We start from the raw sequence: 19,455 nt of genomic DNA on the forward strand, positions 1-19,455 counted from the left end.
TATGCTTCTGTTTAAAAATGCTGAACTGATGGCGCCACAGCCGCAGGGCCGACAGGATGTGCTGGTCGCCGGCAACCGGATTGTCGCTATAGGCCAGGATTTTAACCTCTCTGGCAGCAATGTGCCGGTGACTGTGATTGATGCTGCCGGCCATTATTTAACGCCGGGTTTTGTTGATTCCCTCGTGCATTTTATCGGTGGTGGCGGAGAAGGTGGTTTTGCCACCCGCACGCCGGAAATGCAGTTAACCGATGCCACACTTGCCGGAGTGACCACCGCTATCGGCGTACTTGGCACAGATGCCACCACCCGCACTTTGACCAACTTGCTGGCCAAAGCGCATGCCCTCGAAACTGAGGGTATCAGCACTTATTGCCACACCGGCTCTTATGAAATTCCGTGCCGGACGCTGACTGGCAACATCACCGACGATTTGATTCTGATCGACAAATTTATCGGTGTCGGTGAGATCGCCATCAGCGATCATCGCTCGTCGCAGCCAACCACCGAAGAAATTCGCAAAGTCGCAGCGGCAGCGCGGGTGGGCGGTATGTTAGCCGGCAAAAGTGGCGTGGTCAGCGTGCATGTTGGTGCCGGCGAGCGGATGCTGCAGCCGCTCTATCAGGCGGTCAGCGGCACTGAGCTGAAACTAAAGCAGTTTTACCCAACCCACATGAACCGCAACCGGCGTATCTTTGAAGCCGGCATTGAGTTTGCCAAAAAAGGCGGCGTCATCGATTTTACCACCAGCACTACAGCCTATGATTTGCAGCACGGCGAAGTAGCGGCGGCGGCGGCGCTGGCAGAAGCGCTGTATCTTGGCATTGCGCCTCTGCAACTGACGTTAAGTTCTGATGGCAATGCCAGTTTGCCGATTTTTAACGAGGAAGGTGAATTACAGGGTTTGCAGGTCGGCCAAGTCCGTAGTTTGTTTGATAGTGTGCTTGATGCGGTCAAGCGCCATCATGTGCCGCTGGCTCAGGCGTTAACAGCAGTGACCGCAGCGCCTGCAACTGTACTCGGCTTGCCGCAAAAAGGTCGTGTAGCCCCAGGTCTGGATGCTGACCTGTTGTTGCTGCGCCGCGACGATTTGCTGCTGGATTCAGTCATCGCCAAAGGCCGGTTGCTGGTGCAGGGCGGTAAGGCACTGGTGAAAGGGACTTTTGAGCGCTGAAGCTTAGCATTCCAACCCAAGGCAGCAGCCGGCACAGACCGGCTGCTTGCACAAAGCCGCGCCAGTCTTTACTCTGCAATCACCCTTGTTTGTTGCTGACTTCTGTCCAAAGCTGACGCCGATGCAATATATCTGTATAGCTGATGATCACCCGCTGTATCGTGATGCGCTGAAAGACGTGCTGAACCAGCATTTCACTGCACTGACGGTGCTGGAAGCCGGCTCGCTGGCGCAAGTGCTTGAACTCGCTGCGTCTTATCCGGCGCTGGAATTTGTTCTGCTCGATTTAAATATGCCGGGTATGGCCGGACTCAACGGTTTAGTACAGCTGCGTCAGCAATTCCCGCAGATCGCTGTTGCGATGTTGTCGGCTGATGATGACAAACAAACGGTGTTGCAGGCGATGGCGTTTGGCGCGGCCGGCTTTATTTCCAAATCCGCTGGCCGGCAGCAACTGGTCAGTGCGCTGAAGCAGCTGCTCAATGGCGACATTTATCTGCCGGCGGATACCTTCCGCCAAAGTGTCGCGCCCGGCAACAGCCCGATCGAACACAAAGCTGAACAGGCGTTATTACGCGGCCTCACCAAAAAACAAATCAAAGTATTGCAGCGAATGGTCAGCGGCGAGTCGAACAAACAAATCGCCGACGCACTTTGTATCGCTGAGACCACAGTCAAAGCCCATGTTTCCGCTGTGCTGGCCAAACTCGGCGTGCCAAGCCGGGTGCAGGCTATTTTGCTGGCAAGAGATCTCGATTTCAGTTTGTATCTGTAGTTGCAGCTCAGCTAAACACCCAACAGCAAATGGCGCAGCATGCTTTTTAACTGCAGCGGCCGCACCGGTTTATACAACAGCTGATAACCCTGTTGTTTCAATTCAATTGCGAGCTGCTGCTGGCTGTTGGCGGTGATCATCAGCACCGGCAAATCAGCAAAACCAGCCTGACTTTTTAATTGTTGTGCCACTGTGGTGCCAAGCAGTCCATCCGCCAGCTGATAATCAACAATCAGCAAATCAGGTTTTGCCTGAGCACTAAAAGCAGCGGCGTCGGCACCGCTTTGTACCTGATAACCCCAGCTGGTTAATAAAGTATCCATCGCCTGACAAATGGTTGCATCGTTGTCGATAACCCAAATGCTGGCGTTTGCTTTATCCAAGGCCGGTATCATCAGCTGCGGTAACACAGGCTCTGGTGCAGTGACAGGCAACTGCAACGCAAAGACGGAACCGCGGTCAGGCACCGACTGCACCCGTAGCGGATGCGCCAATAACCGGCATAAGCGCTCGACAATAGCGAGGCCCAGGCCCAAGCCGGCTTCAGTGGCGCGGCTTTGCGGCAGGCGCTGAAATTCCTGAAAAATCAGCTCAAGATGTTCATCTGCAATACCAACGCCGCTGTCGAGCACCTGAATTTCCACGTGGTCGCCTCGTCGCCTGCAGCCCAGCAACACAGCGCCACCGGGCGGGGTATAACGCAGGGCATTGGTCAGCAGGTTACGTAAAATTCGCGTCAGCCAGGCCGGATCTGTCTGCGCTGTGGCACTGGTGGCAATGAAGCGAAAACGCAGGCCTTTGCTTGCCGCGAGAGCAGCAAACTCACTGGCCAGCGCTGCTAACAAAGGCCCAAGTGCCACGCTGCTGCAGTCCGGTAGCAGCTGACCGGCGTCCAGTTTGGATAAATCAACCAGGGTCCGGAGTAAATCACCGACATCATCCAGCGCCCGCCCAGCCGACAGCGCCAGCTGTTCCTGGTTGTGGTCGAGCTGCTGCTCCAGTAAAGCGCCGTTAAACAGCCGTGCGGCGTTCAGTGGCTGCAACACATCGTGACTGACTGCCGCCAGTAACTGACTTTTTGACTGATTGGCCTGTTCGGCGGTGGCAGTGGCGGCGCGTAGTTGCTGGTTTAGCGCCGTCAGCGCACTAGTGCGTTCAGCGACGCGTTGTTCCAGATGTAAATTGGCCTGGCGTAAGGCTTCTGAGGTGCGTTTACGCTCGGTAATGTCGCGGTTTAACACAAAAAAGCCGCTGATTTGTTGTTGTTCGTCGCGATGCGGCACGTAGGTTTTCAGCAAATGCCGCCACTCGCCGCCAGCATTTTGCTCGTCAATTTCAAACACGACTTGCTCGCCGCTTAATACCTGCAACACATAAGGCGCAAGCCTGGCTGCGCCTTCTGGGCCATGCGCGGCATCCAACGTCTGGTTTAATAAACTGCCGTTTGGCACGCCATAAAAGTCGTCGTATCCACGGTTGGTAAACAGATAAATGCCGGCCGCCGACAGATAAGCAATCATCGCCGGCACATGGTCGGTGATAGTGCGGATCCAGCGCTCGCTTTGCGCCAGCGTTTCGGAATAACGCACCGAGCGGCGTAGCTCGTCATAAGCGTGCGACAGTTCGGCGGTACGTTCCCGCACTTGTTCGGCCAATACGGCAGCGTGCTGAAAGGCAGCATAAGGCCCGGTGTGTACGGCGTTTTGGCCGGCCTCGACGCGCTCAATCAGCGCCTGATTGATTTTGCGCAGCTTTTGGTTTTCTGCTTGCAGTGCTAACAGCTGTTGTTTAATAACCGATTCTTGCCCGGCGTCATTCCCGGCTTGTTGCAAAGAGGGCGTGTTTGTCATGGCGCTCTATCCACAGGCTTAGCGATCACCACGCCGGTGAAGGTCTGATTCAGGTGCACGCCCTGAAAATGCTCGCCATAGGTGTTAAAGCCAAACACGCGATGGGCGCGGAAAAATTCTGATGCCTGCGTTAGCGTCTCACGCTCGGTGCTTTCCAACCGGCGCAGCACACAGTCGCAGCCGATGGTGATTAATGGTTCGCCGATGCGCTGTTCAATGTCGGCAAAACGCTGTTGTAAGTCCGGTAAAATTGGTTGCGGCTGCATCGTGGTCAGCACAGCGCCAAGCCCGACCGCGCAATAAAAGGTCAGGCTACCGTCCGGATTGACCCGCTGAATAGAACGCACGTAATAATCTTTGCCGATTTTCACCGCCAGCGGATGCATGGCAAAGACAGTGGCGTTAAGATCTGCTGCCGCACAGCCAATGGCCGCCGCATAGGCGAGGGCGGCAGGTTCCGCATTCAGTTCCTGCACGGTGCGCATATCGGTAGTCGCTGCAGTGACCACCAGCTTGTCGGTGAGCGCACTGACATGGTGGGTGCTGAACACCTCAAACGGCAGCGTGGTGTGCAGCATAATGACGGCGGCTGCGCCTTGGAAAAACCGGCCATTGGCGAAAATATGAGTGGCGCTGAGTAAGTTGTCGTCACCGGCCGAACCGCCAAAATGGGCGATATTACCCAGTGCCGTTTCGAGTGCCAGCAACACCATTTCTTCCTGCGCGGATAAGCCATCAAGCAATGTCAGCACAAAAGGCCGGGCTTTTTGCGGATCCTGTATTGTATGTTGCAGCCTGTGTTGCAATAGGGCATCGACCAGCTGTTGTGCCTGCAATAAATCAAAAGTGGCCAAATCTTCGATACAGGCCAGCGCCACCTGAAAATGGCTGGCACTGAATGCCAAAGCACAGAGAGTACCCTGGTCATAGCCGCGTGGCGTGATTTCACCGGCCGTGGTGCAGCCAGCGAGTGTGACGCCGGCAAAATGTCGGGCAAAGGCTTGCTCCAGTGCAGGCCGGTCATATTCGGCAGAGCAAAAAAACAGCACAAAACCGGGTTTAGCCGGCAGCAGTTGGGCGGCGAGTTCAGCCACCGCCTGACTGGCATCGGGCGCAGCAGACATGGCGGCAACAATAGGATCGGAACAGGCAGACATAATTTCGCCTAAAGCTGGCCTGGATGTCAGGCATGTACCGGATTGTAGGGCGAATTTCTTGCCACAGGCAAGCCGGACCAAAGTCCGGCGCCGTGACAGGTGTCAAAAACCGGGCTTAGAAAAAGCCCAGCGGATTGACGTCATAACTGACCAGCAGGTTTTTGGTTTGCTGATAGTGATTGAGCATCATTTTGTGCGTTTCGCGGCCGACACCGGATTTTTTGTAACCACCAAAAGCAGCATGCGCCGGATAATGGTGATAGCAGTTGGTCCAGACGCGGCCGGCTTCAATACCGCGGCCCATTCGGTAAGCGCGGTTCATGTCGCGGGTCCAGACGCCGGCACCTAAACCAAACTCAGAGTCATTGGCGATAGCCAGCGCTTCGGCTTCAGTTTTAAAAGTGGTGACTGCGACCACAGGGCCAAAGATCTCTTCCTGGAACACCCGCATTTTGTTGTGGCCTTTGAGCAGCGTCGGCTGCACATAAAAGCCACCATTCAGGCCATCGCCGAGCGCTTCTTTATCACCGCCAATGAGCACCTGCGCGCCTTCTTCGCGGCCAATAGTTAAGTAGCTCATGATTTTATCGAACTGCTGCGCTGATGCCTGGGCGCCAACCATCACTTCAGTATCCAGCGGATTGCCGCGTTTAATCGCTTTGGTGCGTTCAATCACTTTGGCGATAAAGGCATCGTAGATGCTTTCTTCCACTAACAAGCGGGACGGACAAGTACAGACTTCGCCCTGGTTAAAAAACGCCAACACCACGCCTTCAATACATTTGCTTAAATAACTGTCTTCAAAATTCATCACATCGGCAAAGAAGATATTCGGTGATTTACCGCCCAGTTCGACCGTCGACGGAATGATATTTTCGGCGGCGCATTTGAGGATATGTGAACCTGTTGGTGTCGAGCCGGTAAAGGCAATTTTGGCAATGCGTTTGCTGGTCGCCAGCGCTTCACCGGCTTCGCGGCCATAGCCGTTGACGACGTTCAGCACGCCGGCTGGTAGTAAATCTTCAATAATTTCAATGAATTTTAAGATAGACCACGGCGTTTGTTCGGCCGGTTTTAACACGACGCAGTTACCGGCAGCCAGCGCCGGTGCCAGTTTCCAGGCTGCCATCAACAGCGGGAAGTTCCACGGAATAATCTGACCAACCACACCAAGTGGTTCATGGAAATGATAAGCCACAGTATGCTGGTCAATTTCACCGATACTGCCTTCCTGCGCGCGGATAGCGCCGGCAAAATAACGGAAATGGTCCACTGCGAGCGGCACGTCGGCATTTAAGGTTTCGCGCACCGCTTTACCGTTGTCCCAGGTCTCGGCGACGGCGATTTGTTCCAGATGTTGTTCCAGCCGGTCGGCGATTTTCAGCAGTAAGTTCGAACGGAAAGTGACAGAAGTCGAGCCCCAGCTGGCTTTGGCGGCGTGTGCGGCATCCAGCGCCAGTTCGATATCTTCGGCAGTAGACCGCGGGATTTGGCAAAACGGCAGGCCAGTGACTGGCGAAATGTTATCAAAATACTGTCCTTTCACCGGCGCCAGCCATTTGCCACCAATGAAATTACCATATTGCGCTTTGACGGTTACAAGGGCGCCGTCTTGCCCTGGATTTGCATAAATCATCATCTACCCCGTGGATTTGTGGTTATGGTCAGAAGGTGCATGCCATCTGCCTTGTCACCACCGATGTTATGCCTGCCGTACGGCGACGACCATTCGCCGGACGGACAGAAAAACCAGTACTAAAGTCGTAATTTTGCCGGTCAGCGGATCAGCTCATATTGCTTGGGAGCGGTGTCGGTTTGCAGACCAAAATGGCCCAGTGCATAGGTATAAGTGGCGTCCTGGCTCCAGATACTGCTGCTATGTACGCCATAAATCAGGCAAGAACCGGTGCTGCATACCACCTGATCTATATTGCTTTTGATCGAATAGACCCGGGCGCCAAACCGCACACCATAGAGGCTGTCCAAGAATGGGTTGCCGACGGACAGACCGGCACTGCCGCAAGTGGAGGTCAGCACGTTAAACGGATACACCCCACAGCTGAGCAGACCGCGAAATGCACCGGCAACGCCAACAAAGGCGTCGACCTGGCTCGCCACTGCCAGTTTGTTGATTTGCTGCGCCGCCAGTGTCGCGCCCATCGAATGGCCTATCACGTCGATTTTACCGGTACAGGAGCTGGCCAGTGCATTTTGGATGGCACTGCGAACCGGCGTTTCTTCGCTGCCGCTATGGTCGTTACATGCCGCGCAGCTGGTGCTGCCCCAGGCCGGCCGGAAAATCTGGGCGGCACTGTAGCCTTTACTCAGCAGCAGATTGTAAGTGTTGTTCCAGCTGGCGGGCGTGGCGGTATTGCCATGCACCAAAACAACATTATCCAGGCAGGCGGACTGGGCTGCTACTCCGCCAAGCAGGAGTACGACGGTGCAAACACGGGACATTAAACGTTGGTATAAACACATAGCAGGTGCTCACTTAGTTGCAGGGGAGAGACATCTACCATAGGAGGCTGTACAAAAAATCGACATAACACTTTGGTGCTGGATCGGGCCAAAGTTATTGGCAGGCTGCGTAAAACAAACAGGGCGGTTGAAGCCGCCCTGTTTTTTGGATTGTTCCTTGCTGACAGTTAAATCGGTGCACCAGGTGGCAATTGTTTTGGGACAAACAGCGGTTGCCAGACGCCATGCTGCAGATAGTGCTGCCACTGGCCAGCGAGCAATAACGCCGTGCCGTCATCGCGTTTTTGCAGTTGCTTGCCAAGGCCGGTCAGCTCCGCCAGCAAAGTGGCCCGCGCTTCAGGCGCTAAGTCTTGGTGGGTCAGGCTCTGCATCAGCTGATAAAAAGCGACATGACTGACGCGCTGGCGAATGAGACCTTTGGCATCATCAACGCTGGCGGCCAGAATAGTCTGATCAAGCACAGTACCAAGCAACTCATCGAGTTGCTGCTGACTGCTTAAGCGATTCAGCCGCTGCGGATGTAACAGCAGACTCAGCGTATGATTAGCTGAGGCTTCGGCGGCGGACAGCGGGTCAAAGGCGAGGCCATTGCGGCCCTGAAAACTCTCGCGCCCATCGGCATCGCCATAGGCTTTGGGTGGAATGAGCGCCAGCAGTTCTTTGGGTAGCGCCAGAAATTCCGGCGTCAGCGTGTCGAGTAATGCTGCTAACGCCGCTTGTTGTTGCTTGATATCTACCCACTGAAAACCTTTCGGTTGGTCGTAATCGCCTTTTAATTCATATTCATAATGCGCGCCGCCAATGAGTTTACTAACGGCTTCGACCTGATACCGGTGCAATGCATAAATCGGCACTAAGGCCTCATGCAGCGCCGACAAAGGCCGGTTGCTGGCGATGTTATCAAGGCCAAATTGTTTGAGGGCTGTCGCCCGCACTTGTGAAAGGCGGGTTAGTTCCGCCACCGGATCAGCGCCGCTGTCCCATAAATGGCCGATAGCGCTGACGCCGCCTTCCGGCCGCGCATCTTCATCAGCCATGTATTGCAAACCCTGTTGTTTAGCTTGCTGCACCAGCGCTGCGCGTGCGCTGTCGCTGTGGTCACCATAGCCATAAGCGATGGCATACAAATCCCATTCGCCGAGGCCTTCACGGTAGGCCTGATCCAGCGCCAGCTTGCCTTTTCGCAGGTCGACCTGCGGATGTGGATAATCCATCACCGTCGCGCGGCCATTGGCGCTACCGGCAAAGTTATGGATAAGCCCGAGCGTATGACCCACTTCATGCGCCGCCAGCTGGCGAATACGGGCCAGCGCCATAGTTTTGGCCGCTTCGGTGCTGCCGTTTTGCTGATAAGGCGCCGTGAGGCCGGTTGCGATCAGGAAATCCTGCCGGACTCTGAGCGAACCCAAAGTCACATGGCCTTTGATAATTTCACCGGTGCGCGGGTCGGTCACGCCATAACCGTAAGACCAGCCGCGGGTGGCGCGGTGTACCCACTGGATCACGTTGTAACGCACATCCATTGGGTCGGCATCTGAGGGTAAGTCTTTGACCTGAAATGCATCTTTATAACCAAGCTTTTGATAAGCCTGGTCCCACCAACCGGCGCCTTGTTTCAGCGCAGTGCGCACCGGCTCCGGCACGCCGGGGTCGAGGTAATAAACAATAGGTTCAACCGCTTCGCTGATTGCAGCTGCGGGGTCCTTTTTCTGTAAGCGGTGGCGCGGCAATAAGCGCTGCACTATAGGCTGGTCAAAGGCGGTGGCGTAGTCCATATACTCGACTTTCCAGTAGCCGGAATAAGGATGAAAGGCGCGTGGTTGATAACCGTCATCTGGCAGCGCCACCAGCGAATGGTGCAGATGCACAGTAATAGCCTCAGGCGCCGGTGTGACTTGTTTGACAAATTCACCGGCTTTACTGCCGCTGTAAGTCACCATAGCTTCCAGTTCAGTATTGCGCGGGAAGGCTTTACTGCGATTTAAATAAACACCGCTGCGGCTGGCATCCGGGCTGAAATTGCCTTGTTGCTGTGCTTCCAGTTTGGCGCTTATTTGATGCATATCGCTTTGCAAAAATGCGGTGTAATCGACCAGCAGCTTGCCGCCGTCGCTGGCCACCACCGGCAAACCGGCCAGCACTGAACTGGCAAAAGCTTCATCGATACTCTGGCGTTCAGCCGGATTGCTTGAGTTGGCGCGGTAATAAGTGTTGAGCTGCTTCAGCATCACCTTATTGCCAAATTGTTCAAACTGCACCAGCCGGGTGTCACCGAGCTGGCCACGGTCCAGACCAATGTCATTGGAACCGACGCCGCGCGGCAACGAACTCTGGAAAATAAACGGCTGCGCTAATTTGTCGACCTGCAGATAAACTTTGTCGGTCTTGGCGTCGTAATAAAAATCAAAATAACCGCTCTGATGTAACATGCCTTTGGTAAAAGCAGCAATCGCCGATTTTTTACTGACGGCTGGTGTCTGTGCTTGGGTTTGTGCTGCGGGTTGAGGAGTGGTTGCAGCCGTATTGGCGATCACCAGCATCGGCGCCAGTGCTGGCAACAGCCACAACAGGCGGGAACATAAAACAGACTTCATCAGGCATCCTTGTGCTTGCAGGGCGGCGCAGTTAATCACTGCGCTATTGAGTGCAATTAACATACAAGGTCAGTTGCAGCAAAAACAACCGCTAAATAACAGGCTTCGGTGGATGGCAGGTAGCTGGCGGTCAGTGGAGTTTGAGAATGACAGCGGTCCGCGGACAAAAGCCTCTTCGTGCGTCGCGGCAAAGCCAACACCGCCACCACCATGTTCGCCCGTTCGCGCCTCCCGCGCTCACTTTTGTTCGCTCACTCCGCGGCTGCCGGCGCTGGCTTTGTTGGGGTTTGGGGGCGTCAGCTTCGAGCGAATTGCTGACAATCAAATATGTTATGAACGGCGTGTCACGCCCAGCGCGCTTCGCTGACCGTACCTACACTCAAATCGCGGCGGTAGGTACGTGCAAGCGTGAGCGCCGCCGTACAAAAATTAGTATATATTTTTCAAGGGGCTGCAACTGCTACACTCCAGCCCATCGAGAAAACTTAGCCCAGGTTATCCGCGTCGTACCAGACGCTGTATTTATCACCCAGCCATAAGTGCAGGCGAAACAGATAAGCGTTTGCAAGCAATAACAGTCCGCCAGCTAATGCCGGTTCATTCAATAAGCCCAGTAAACAAAACACAAAACCAAAACCGTGCGAAATCATTTCGACCCGAAAGGCCGCTTTGCGGCTGGGCCTGAAGCTGAAAAAATTCAGCGCGAACAGCCATTTCAGGCCGGTCGGTAACTGTTGCCAATCGGTGGATTTTTTATCCATGACAAAGTGCTCCTGAGTTAAGGTCATCACATCAACTTCAAGCACCGCTGCCAGGCATTTTAATGTCTCAGTGCTGGGTTTATGGCCGCTTTCAATGCGCTGAATAGTCCGGACATTTAACCCGGACATCTGCGCCAATTGTTCTTGCGACAACAAACGGCTCAAACGTAATTGCTTCAAAATCATGGCATCACCTTGCAGACAGTGCAGCAGCACCTTAGCGTTTTAGCATACCTGACGGTGACGACGCATACCCGGCATTCACCTGACATCCGGCAGACAAGTACCCGACAGTTACCCGACATGGGCCTTATTGCAGGCTGTTTCGGTTTCATTGTTCAGTTTTGAGTGTGCGCCATAAGGCTGTTGCTGTTGGCGTTATTGGTTATGGACAAAGAGCCCCTATATCGCGGCAAAGCCAACACCGCCACCACTGCGTTCGCTCGTTCACGCCTCCCGCGCTCACTTTTGATCGCTCCTTCTGCGGCTGCCGGTGCTGGCTTTGTTGGGGATTGAAGAAGACTGCTATGAGTTGTTAGCCGACATTTGCAAGGTGATGTATTGACGGCGGTCGTACGGCGACGCTTTGCTTGCCGATCCCTACGATTACACTCGAAAGGTAGGTACGGTCAGCGAAGCGTACTTGCCTCCACGTGGCGTACATTTTCCAATGTCCGCTTTTGGCACAAAGTGACGATTCAATTGGTTTCTCAAAACGGTCGGATGATTACAAAAGCAGACCCTCTGCGGCAGGGATGCCGCAGAGGAGCCTACAGGGAACGTATTCACGGCGTGTCTGCGTTGTAAGCGTCCGTGCCGTTACAACTCAAATTAAACGCTTAGTCCCCATGAACAGGCAACTGCAACAACGCAAACTCCTGCCACTCGCTACTATCTTCGCCGGCATTGAGTTCGCCATGAAAATAATCGGGCTGTAGCAGCAGATCGTCTTGCTGAAAGTTGGTTTGTGAATCGACATAAAACGGCGAGGTGACTTGATCTGGCTGTGGCATCACGAAATCTCCGATGAATAAACAAAAGGGCTTATTAAGCTATAGCGGATTTTGCCGGCGGCGCAGAAAAAAAACGCCGGCATGGCCGGCGTGGGGAAAAGCTGGCGACCGACTTTGCAGGGCAGGCGGCCAGCGAGGCTTAACAGGTACTAAAGCTACTTATTCAAACAAATAGCGTGCATGAAAACGCAGATGTTCTTCGATAAAGCTGCTGATGAAATAATACGAATGGTCGTAACCGTGCTGAAAGCGGATATCGACTTTAGCGCCACTGCTGGCGGCTGCGTCAATTAAGGCTTCAGTGCGCAGCTGGACCGGATAAAACTGGTCTTTATCGCCTTGGTCCACCAGCATTGGCGGCACCATAGTCGCTTTGGCTAACAAAGCGCTGGCGTCGTACTCCAGCCAGTCAGCAATATTTTCACCAAGATAAGCAGTGAAAGCTTTGCGGCCCCAGTCACACTGGCTTGGCTGACAAATCGGCGAAAAGGCAGAGACCGAACGGTAAGCCGCTGGCTGGCGCAGGGCCAGCACTAAAGCACCGTGGCCACCCATCGAATGTCCACTGATCGATTTCACCTGGGTCAACGGCAGCGCTACCGGTAAAATCGCCGGCAGTTCGCGGCTGATGTAATCGTACATCCGGTAATGCGCAGTCCAGGGCGCTTCAGTGGCGTTGACATAAAAACCAGCACCCTGGCCTAAATCATAAGCAGGGTCGTTGGCCACCAGTTCACCACGCGGGCTGGTGTCCGGGATAATCAATGCAATACCAAGTTCGGCTGCGATGCGCTGGGCGCCGGCCTTGACTGAAAAGTTCTCGTCGGTGCAAGTGAGGCCAGACAACCAATACAGCGCCGGCACTTTTTGTGTTTCGGCCTGCGGCGGCAAATACACCGACAACTGCATTTTACAGCTCAGCGTATTGGCGAAGTGTTCAAATTTCAGCTGGCGGCCGCCAAACAGACGGGATTCGGCCAGTTGGGTTAATGACATACTCAAATCCTTGTCAAACACCCGGCACCTTATAGGTGCCGGGTCAAAAAATTAAAAGTGAATGACGGTGCGGATTGACTTGCCTTCATGCATCAAATCAAAGGCTTCGTTGATGCGCTCCAGCGGCATGGTATGCGTGATAAAAGTATCCAGCTCAAACTCGCCATTTAAATAACGTTCGACATAGTCTGGCAGTTCACTGCGGCCTTTGACGCCGCCAAAAGCAGTACCGCGCCAGACCCGGCCTGTCACCAGCTGGAATGGCCGGGTGGAAATTTCCGCGCCGCTTGGCGCCACGCCGATAATCACCGACTCGCCCCAGCCTTTGTGGCAGCACTCTAAGGCCGAGCGCATCACGTTAACGTTACCTATACATTCAAAGGAGAAATCGACGCCGCCGTCGGTCATCTCAACGATGACGTCCTGAATCGGTTTGTCGAAGTTTTTCGGGTTGACCACATCAGTCGCGCCTAATTTCAGCGCGATATCAAACTTGGATTCGTTGATATCAATGGCGATGATGCGGCTGGCTTTGGCCATCACAGCGCCAATCACCGCCGACAGACCGATACCGCCCAAACCAAAAATCGCTACGGTGTCGCCTTCCTTCACTTTGGCGGTATTCATCACCGCGCCCATGCCGGTGGTGACGCCACAACCAAGCAAACAGACTTTTTCCAGCGGCGCGACTTTGTTGATTTTGGCGAGTGAAATTTCCGGCAGCACTGTGTGCTCAGCGAAAGTAGAAGTGCCCATGTAGTGGAAAATCGGCTGGCCGTTTTTGGAGAATCGCGTGGTGCCGTCTGGCATCAGGCCTTGGCCCTGCGTGGCGCGAATGGCCTGACATAAATTGGTTTTGCCGGACAAACAGAATTTGCACTTGCCGCATTCCGGCGTGTAGAGCGGAATCACATGGTCGCCGACTGCAACGCTGGTCACGCCAGGGCCAACCGCTTCAACAATACCGCCGCCTTCATGGCCCAAAATGCAAGGGAATTTGCCTTCCGAATCAGCGCCCGACAGTGTATAGGCATCGGTGTGGCAAACGCCGGTAGCGATAATCCGCACCAGTACTTCGCCTTGTTGCGGTGGCATTAAATCCACTTCTTCAATAGATAACGGCTGGTTAGGGCCCCAGGCGACGGCGGCGCGGGTTTTGAGCATTTGCATGGTTTAATTCCTTTGAGCTGTGGTGACAGAAGCAAAGCACAGCCTGGCTGTGATCACCACCTGCAGAGACAACAAGATGTCTCATTGTAATTTTTTCTTAATCGAAGATAATCAGGCAAAAATGAAAATGAGTTTTGCATAAATGAAAGAATGGCAGGGCGTGTCCGAGTTTGTCGCGGTGGCGGAACTGGGCAGTTTTTCGGCGGCGGCGCGCCAGCTTGGTATGTCGGTGGCGCAGGTCAGCCGCAATGTGCGCGAATTAGAGCAGCGCCTGCAGGTGTTGTTATTGCAGCGCACCACGCGGCAGGTGCACTTAACTGAGCCCGGCACTTTGTATCTGCAGCAATGCCGGCCGCTGTTGCATGGCCTGGCGCAGGCCAATCAGCAGCTGCTGGATTTACAGGGGCAGCCGTCTGGTCTGATTAAACTGACCGCGCCGGTGTTTTACGGTGAAACGGTGATTGCGCCGCTGTTGCATGATTTCTTGCAAAAATACCCACGCTTGCAGCTGGAGCTGGATTTAACCAATGCCCAGCTCGATTTAGTCAAAGGTGGTTTTGACTGCGCCATCCGGCTCGGGCAACTCAGTGACTCCACTTTGCAGGCGCGAAAACTTGGCAGCCGCCGCGCTTTTCTGGCGGCAAGTCCGGCCTATCTGGCCGAACAAGGCATCCCAGCGCAGCTCAGCGATTTGGCTAACCATCGCTGCTTAGTCGGTTCAGTCGAGTACTGGCGTTTTGAACAACAAGGGCAAAAACTGCAAATCAGGCCCACGCCTTATATCAAATGCAACAGCGGCGTGGCGCTGACTGATGCGGCACTCAAAAGCCTTGGCATCACACAATTGCCGGATTATTACCTGCTGCCGCATCTGCAACAGGGCACGCTTGTGGAGCTTTTGCCAGAGCTGCAACCGAAAGATGACGGCATCTGGGCTTTGTATCCGCTCAATCAGCATTTGCCGCAAAAAGTGCGGTTGTTACTGGATTTTTTGCAGCAAATGCTCTCGCAGTAACAACTGAACCGGCCGTCAAGCTGACAGCGCCGCATCATACGGCGCTTCCGGCAATTGCAGTGTCTGCATTGGTCTTTTTCAGCTTAAAGTCTTCCAGCACCAGGTACAGCACCGGGATCAAAAATAAAGTGATCACAGTGGCGAACAGAATGCCAAAAGCCAGCGACACCGCCATCGGCACTACCACTTTTGCTTGCAGACTGCGTTCCAGAATAATCGGTGCCAGACCTAAGAAAGTGGTCAGCGAGGTCAGGATGATAGCGCGGAAGCGTTGCGTGCCGGCGTCAATCACTGCGTCCCGCAGCGCAGCACCGCGCTGACGGGCTTCGTTGACAAAGTCGACCATGATCAGGCTGTCATTGACGACCACCCCAGCCAGCGCAATCAAACCAAACACCGACATTATGCTCATGTCGAGGCCCAGCACCACATGACCGACCATAGCGCCGACCAGGCCAAACGGGATCACGCTCATAATCAGCAGCGGTTGGGAATAGGATTTTAACGGCACTGCCATCAGCGCATAGATACAGAACAGCGCCAGCAAGGCGGCCAGCATTAAATCGCGAATGGCATCAGACTCTTCCAGACTGGCGCCGCCCAGGCTGGTTTGCAGCCCCGGATATTGGTCCGGCAGTGTTTTCAGCAAGCCTTCCTGCAGTTCTTTAATGATCTTGCCTGGTTCTACCCGGTTTTTATCCACGCTGGCACTGACCGTCACAGCCCTGACTCCATCGACACGGGTGATAGCGCTATAAGACGGCTGCAACGTGTAACTGGCGATTTGGCCAAAAGGCACTTCTCCGCCTGCGGCTGTGCGAATTCGCATCGATTCCAAAGCCCCCAATGATGAGCGCTCCGAACGTGGATACCGCACCATCACTTTGACTTCTTCACCGTCGCGTTGCAGTCGCTGCACTTCAGCGCCATAGAAGCCGTAGCGCACCTGGCGGGCTAAGTCAGTCAGGCTGATGCCCAGCAAATCCGCTTCAGGCTTCAGCGCCAGCACGATTTCATCATTGCCGCCAAACAGGTTGTCGTCGATATCAAATACACCGTCATACTGCGCCAGCGCCTGTTTCAGTTGCTGGGTTGCTGCTTGCAGGGATGTCAGATCTGAACCCTGAATTTGTAGCGACAAATCACCGCCCTGACCGCCGCCACCCATTGAAGCGGCATTGATTTTAAAGCTTTTTACACCCGGAATTTCCGGCACCTGTTCACGCCAGCGATTGGCAATTTCAAAGCCATCGATTTCACGGCCTTCGCTTTTTTCCAGCTCAACCACCAGTTGCGCATTGGTGTCGCTATTGAGAAAGGCCAGCCGGTGACGGACTACATCCTGATTGTATTCACGGCCGAGTTCGGCATTGGCGCGTTGCAAAGCGGCTTCAATTTGTTTTAAAGCAGCGGCTGTAGCCGGGCCGGAGGCGCCTTCTTCCATCTGCAGGTTGGCCTGAATAAAGTCGCTGGGTAAGTTCGGGAAAAACACCCAACGGACAAAACCGCCGCTGATCAGGCCAAAAGTCAGGAACAGGGCAGCGCTGAATGCAGCCATCGTGATGTAACGATTATCCAGACAAGCCAACAGCCAGGGGCGGTAACGCAGGTCAATAAAGTTTTGCAGACTGCGGCTGGTCGCTTCGCGGATTTTACGCAGCTGATCACTGCCAAAACGGCCCAGAGCGTACAGGCCGGTTTTTTGCCGGTCCCACGGCTTGGTATTCATTCGCACCAGATGTGCCGGCAGGATAAATTTCGACTCAACAATAGATAACAATAAGCACAACACGACGACCCATGCTATAGAACCCCAAATCGCCGACTGAGCGCCGCCGACCATCAGCATCGGTGCAAAGGCTGCGACCGTGGTCAGTACCCCGAAAGTCGCCGGAGTTGCCACTTTCAGCGCGCCGCGGATCACAGCTTGTTCAGATTTGCCGTGTTTTTCCATCTCGCTGTAGGCGCTTTCACCGATGATAATCGCATCGTCGACGACTATACCGAGCACCAGAATAAAACCGAACAAACTGATCATATTGATCGAAACATCAAACCAGGGCAGCGGCAGCAGGGCGAGGGCGCCGAGGAAACAAATCGGAATACCCATCATGACCCAAAAGGCGATACGGAACTCGAGGAAAATCGTTAGTGAAATCAGCACCAGTAGCGCGCCGGCAATCATGTTATCAGTCATCAGGTCCAGCCGGCCCTGCAGGTAGTGGCTGGCGTCGCCCCAATAGTCGAGGCTGACAGTGTCCGGTAAGCTTTGCTTGCGTTCTGCAACGTATTCCTTGACCGACGCGGCGATTTTCAGCGTGTTATCTTCACCGATAGCGTCGACCCTTAATGACACCGACGAGCGGCCATCAAAAGTGCTGAAGCGCTCAGTTTCGGTAAAATCATCGCGGATGTCCGCGACGTCACTGAGCATGACTTTACTGCCATCCGGTTTTTTCAGTAACACAATGCGCGAGAAATCTGCGAACACATAAGCCTGGCCTTTCGCCCGCAGCAACATATTGCCGTTTTCTGCTTTGACCGCACCGCCGGGTAAATCCACTGAACTGGCGCGCACTGCAGCAACCACCTGCTCAAACGTCAGGCCATATTCACGCAGACGTTGCTCTGGTACATCAATTGAAATTTCATAAGGACGGGCGCCGACCACTTCAACTTTGTTGATGCCGGGGCGTAATTTCAGCTCGTCGCGGATATCTTTTGCCAGCTCTTTTAAGGTTGCTTCTGCGACATCACCATGCAGCGATAACCACATCACGTTGCTGGTAAAACGGGTGCGGTAGACGACAGGCTTTTCGGTCAGCTCGGGCAGGGAAGAAATAGAGCCGACCTGGGTTTTTATCTCATCCATCACTTCCTGAATGTCATAGCCGCTGTCCACTTCTGCAATGACGGTGGCCAAGCCTTCTGAAGCGGTGGAGGTGAGTTTTTTAATCCCGTTAACCTGACGCAGACTTTCTTCAATTTTATCAATGACACCGGATTCGACTTCTTGTGGTGCGGCGCCGAGATAAGGCACCCGGATAGTCACCTGTTCCAGTTTAATTTCCGGAAACACCTGCTGTTTGATGGTAAAAGCTGAAGCCAGACCCGCCAGTACCAATAACATCATCAATAAATTGGCCGCGACATGGTTGCGGGCGAACCAGCCAATAGCGCCGCTGTTGTCACTCATGGTTGGGTTGCTCCTTGTGCCTTCGCTGCGTCAGTCGCTTCGGTTCTGACTTGCATGCCGGGAATAGGATTCGCCAGCGGCGACACCACCAGCTGGTCACCCGTTTCTGTACCACCGGCGATGTACGCAAAAGCCTGATCGGCCCGGTCCAGCCGGACTGTACGGAGTTGCAGTTTGAGCGCTTTATCTGCGACCAGCACCTGATGGCCGGGTTTCAGCAGATGCCGCGGTAACTGCATCACCGCGCTGGCGGTGCGGCCAGTGATGTTTGCCTGCACAAACTGACCAAAACGTAGCGGAGCGCCGGTTTGAGCGCGGCGGTATGGATCATTTAATTCGGCAACGGCATGGATCACCCGGCTTTGACTGTCCAGCACACCTTCAGTGCGCACCAGTATGGCTGGCCACTGCTGTGCCGAATCATCCTGTAGTGACACTTCGAGCTGTAAATTGCTTTGCGCGGTCACGCCCAAATCCTTTAAATCAGCCAACGTCAGTGGTAAACGTACTTCAGCGATCGCTGTGTCGAGCAATACTCCAAGCTGACTGCCCCGACTGACAAACTGGCCTAAATTGGCTGTCCGGCTTTTCACCATGCCGCTGTAGGGGGCACGGATCTCAGTGCGGCTTAAATCGCGACGGGCTCTTTCCAAATCCGCTTCGGCACTGTTCACTTTGGCCAAAGCGCTGGCTAATTGAGGTTTTCGCAGGCCCAGTGCCGGTGCCTTACCACTGGTAAAGTTCAGCCAGTCGCGCTCAGCCACTTTGGCGCGGGCGCGTTCCTCTTCCAGCGCGGCTTTGGCGGTTGCCAGTGCCGCTTCTGCCGCTTTTACTGCGGTCTGGTAATCGGCGGGATCGATGCGGACTAGGACGTCACCGGCCTGAAAAAATCCACCGGCGACAAAGGCGTCGGCAATAGCAGTAATTTTGCCATTGACCTCACTGACCAGCGTGGTTTCGGTTTTAGCCTGCACCGTGCCCTGTGAAGCGACCTGATAAGTGATGTCCTGAAAAACCAGGGGTTGCAAACTGACCAGCGGGGGTAAACGGGGTTCGGTTTTTTTCTCCGGCGCTTTGCGTGCCATCGATAAGCCGATAGTGCCGGCGATTGAAAGGACAAGGATGAGACTCACCCATAACCACTGACGATTTTTCTTCTGCTGCATAAGGTCCTGCTGTCTGCTGACAAAGAGATGACCAGTATAGTAATGAAGCAGATACGAAGTGGTTCAGTTGGCGCTTTGTGCTAATTGTTACAAAATGCTTCAAAGCG

At 54.3% G+C, this 19,455-nt stretch carries 14 protein-coding genes; 3 read left to right on the top strand and 11 right to left on the bottom strand.

All coding sequences use genetic code 11. From position 1 onward, the window contains the following. Position 1: 1 nt before the first annotated feature. Both iadA and Q399_RS0107620 read left to right on the top strand, forming a co-directional pair. Positions 2–1,174 (top strand): beta-aspartyl-peptidase, encoded by a 1,173-nt coding sequence (gene iadA, locus Q399_RS0107615; protein WP_031567370.1) that lies wholly within the window; start codon positions 2–4, stop codon positions 1,172–1,174. Between the two features lie 121 nt (positions 1,175–1,295). Beyond that, on the top strand, positions 1,296–1,949 hold the full coding sequence (locus tag Q399_RS0107620) for a response regulator (protein ID WP_031567373.1): 654 nt from the start codon (positions 1,296–1,298) through the stop codon (positions 1,947–1,949). A gap of 11 nt (positions 1,950–1,960) precedes the next feature. On the opposite strand, the gene Q399_RS0107625 is transcribed toward Q399_RS0107620, so the two are convergent. The 9 genes from Q399_RS0107625 to Q399_RS0107665 form a co-directional block, all read right to left on the bottom strand. Further along, on the bottom strand, positions 1,961–3,799 hold the full coding sequence (locus Q399_RS0107625) for an ATP-binding response regulator (RefSeq protein WP_051685840.1): 1,839 nt from the start codon (positions 3,797–3,799) through the stop codon (positions 1,961–1,963). Then, entirely contained in the window at positions 3,796–4,956 is a 1,161-nt protein-coding gene (gene nosP / locus Q399_RS0107630; RefSeq protein ID WP_031567377.1) for a nitric oxide-sensing protein NosP, read from the bottom strand. The genes Q399_RS0107625 and nosP overlap by 4 nt, the downstream gene beginning before the upstream one ends. Before the next feature lie 115 nt (positions 4,957–5,071). After that, complete coding sequence (gene exaC / locus Q399_RS0107635; protein WP_031567379.1) at positions 5,072–6,592, bottom strand: acetaldehyde dehydrogenase ExaC; 1,521 nt, start codon at positions 6,590–6,592, stop codon at positions 5,072–5,074. 140 nt (positions 6,593–6,732) lie between these two features. After that, positions 6,733–7,437 (bottom strand): esterase/lipase family protein, encoded by a 705-nt coding sequence (locus Q399_RS0107640; protein WP_245612852.1) that lies wholly within the window; start codon positions 7,435–7,437, stop codon positions 6,733–6,735. 167 nt (positions 7,438–7,604) lie between these two features. Further along, the gene (locus Q399_RS0107645) at positions 7,605–10,031 is read right to left on the bottom strand and encodes a zinc-dependent metalloprotease (RefSeq protein WP_211253230.1); all 2,427 of its coding nucleotides are present in this window, start codon (positions 10,029–10,031) and stop codon (positions 7,605–7,607) included. Between the two features lie 485 nt (positions 10,032–10,516). Next, positions 10,517–10,978, bottom strand: coding sequence for a helix-turn-helix domain-containing protein (locus Q399_RS0107650; protein WP_031567386.1), 462 nt, complete (start codon positions 10,976–10,978; stop codon positions 10,517–10,519). 653 nt (positions 10,979–11,631) lie between these two features. Further along, on the bottom strand, positions 11,632–11,805 hold the full coding sequence (locus tag Q399_RS22080) for a hypothetical protein (protein ID WP_157836254.1): 174 nt from the start codon (positions 11,803–11,805) through the stop codon (positions 11,632–11,634). Between the two features lie 159 nt (positions 11,806–11,964). Beyond that, positions 11,965–12,801: an S-formylglutathione hydrolase gene (gene fghA, locus Q399_RS0107660; RefSeq protein ID WP_031567387.1), complete on the bottom strand. Its 837-nt coding sequence runs from the start codon at positions 12,799–12,801 to the stop codon at positions 11,965–11,967. Positions 12,802–12,852: 51 nt separating this feature from the next. Beyond that, positions 12,853–13,971 (bottom strand): S-(hydroxymethyl)glutathione dehydrogenase/class III alcohol dehydrogenase, encoded by a 1,119-nt coding sequence (locus Q399_RS0107665; protein ID WP_031567390.1) that lies wholly within the window; start codon positions 13,969–13,971, stop codon positions 12,853–12,855. A 142-nt stretch (positions 13,972–14,113) separates the two neighbouring features. On the opposite strand from Q399_RS0107665, the gene Q399_RS0107670 reads away from it, so the two are divergent. Further along, positions 14,114–14,986: a LysR family transcriptional regulator gene (locus Q399_RS0107670; protein WP_031567393.1), complete on the top strand. Its 873-nt coding sequence runs from the start codon at positions 14,114–14,116 to the stop codon at positions 14,984–14,986. A 34-nt stretch (positions 14,987–15,020) separates the two neighbouring features. Here Q399_RS0107670 and Q399_RS0107675 read toward each other — a convergent pair whose 3' ends face one another. Beyond that, positions 15,021–18,182: an efflux RND transporter permease subunit gene (locus Q399_RS0107675; protein WP_031567395.1), complete on the bottom strand. Its 3,162-nt coding sequence runs from the start codon at positions 18,180–18,182 to the stop codon at positions 15,021–15,023. Then, entirely contained in the window at positions 18,179–19,348 is a 1,170-nt protein-coding gene (locus Q399_RS0107680) for an efflux RND transporter periplasmic adaptor subunit (protein ID WP_051685841.1), read from the bottom strand. The genes Q399_RS0107675 and Q399_RS0107680 overlap by 4 nt, the downstream gene beginning before the upstream one ends. Positions 19,349–19,455 lie beyond the last annotated feature (107 nt).

Origin of the sequence: Rheinheimera texasensis DSM 17496 (genome assembly GCF_000711985.1) — a bacterium.
Classification (GTDB): Bacteria; Pseudomonadota; Gammaproteobacteria; order Enterobacterales; family Alteromonadaceae; genus Pararheinheimera; species Pararheinheimera texasensis.

Excerpts from the sequence above, each read along its gene's own strand:
- iadA (WP_031567370.1), top strand. The coding sequence starts at position 2 with ATGCTTCTGTTTAAAAATGCTGAACTGATGGCGCCACAGCCGCAGGGC.
- Q399_RS0107620 (WP_031567373.1), top strand. The coding sequence starts at position 1,296 with ATGCAATATATCTGTATAGCTGATGATCACCCGCTGTATCGTGATGCG.
- Q399_RS0107625 (WP_051685840.1), bottom strand. The coding sequence starts at position 3,799 with ATGACAAACACGCCCTCTTTGCAACAAGCCGGGAATGACGCCGGGCAA.
- nosP (WP_031567377.1), bottom strand. The coding sequence starts at position 4,956 with ATGTCTGCCTGTTCCGATCCTATTGTTGCCGCCATGTCTGCTGCGCCC.
- exaC (WP_031567379.1), bottom strand. The coding sequence starts at position 6,592 with ATGATTTATGCAAATCCAGGGCAAGACGGCGCCCTTGTAACCGTCAAA.
- Q399_RS0107640 (WP_245612852.1), bottom strand. The coding sequence starts at position 7,437 with ATGTGTTTATACCAACGTTTAATGTCCCGTGTTTGCACCGTCGTACTC.
- Q399_RS0107645 (WP_211253230.1), bottom strand. The coding sequence starts at position 10,031 with ATGAAGTCTGTTTTATGTTCCCGCCTGTTGTGGCTGTTGCCAGCACTG.
- Q399_RS0107650 (WP_031567386.1), bottom strand. The coding sequence starts at position 10,978 with ATGATTTTGAAGCAATTACGTTTGAGCCGTTTGTTGTCGCAAGAACAA.
- Q399_RS22080 (WP_157836254.1), bottom strand. The coding sequence starts at position 11,805 with ATGCCACAGCCAGATCAAGTCACCTCGCCGTTTTATGTCGATTCACAA.
- fghA (WP_031567387.1), bottom strand. The coding sequence starts at position 12,801 with ATGTCATTAACCCAACTGGCCGAATCCCGTCTGTTTGGCGGCCGCCAG.
- Q399_RS0107665 (WP_031567390.1), bottom strand. The coding sequence starts at position 13,971 with ATGCAAATGCTCAAAACCCGCGCCGCCGTCGCCTGGGGCCCTAACCAG.
- Q399_RS0107670 (WP_031567393.1), top strand. The coding sequence starts at position 14,114 with ATGAAAGAATGGCAGGGCGTGTCCGAGTTTGTCGCGGTGGCGGAACTG.
- Q399_RS0107675 (WP_031567395.1), bottom strand. The coding sequence starts at position 18,182 with ATGAGTGACAACAGCGGCGCTATTGGCTGGTTCGCCCGCAACCATGTC.
- Q399_RS0107680 (WP_051685841.1), bottom strand. The coding sequence starts at position 19,348 with ATGCAGCAGAAGAAAAATCGTCAGTGGTTATGGGTGAGTCTCATCCTT.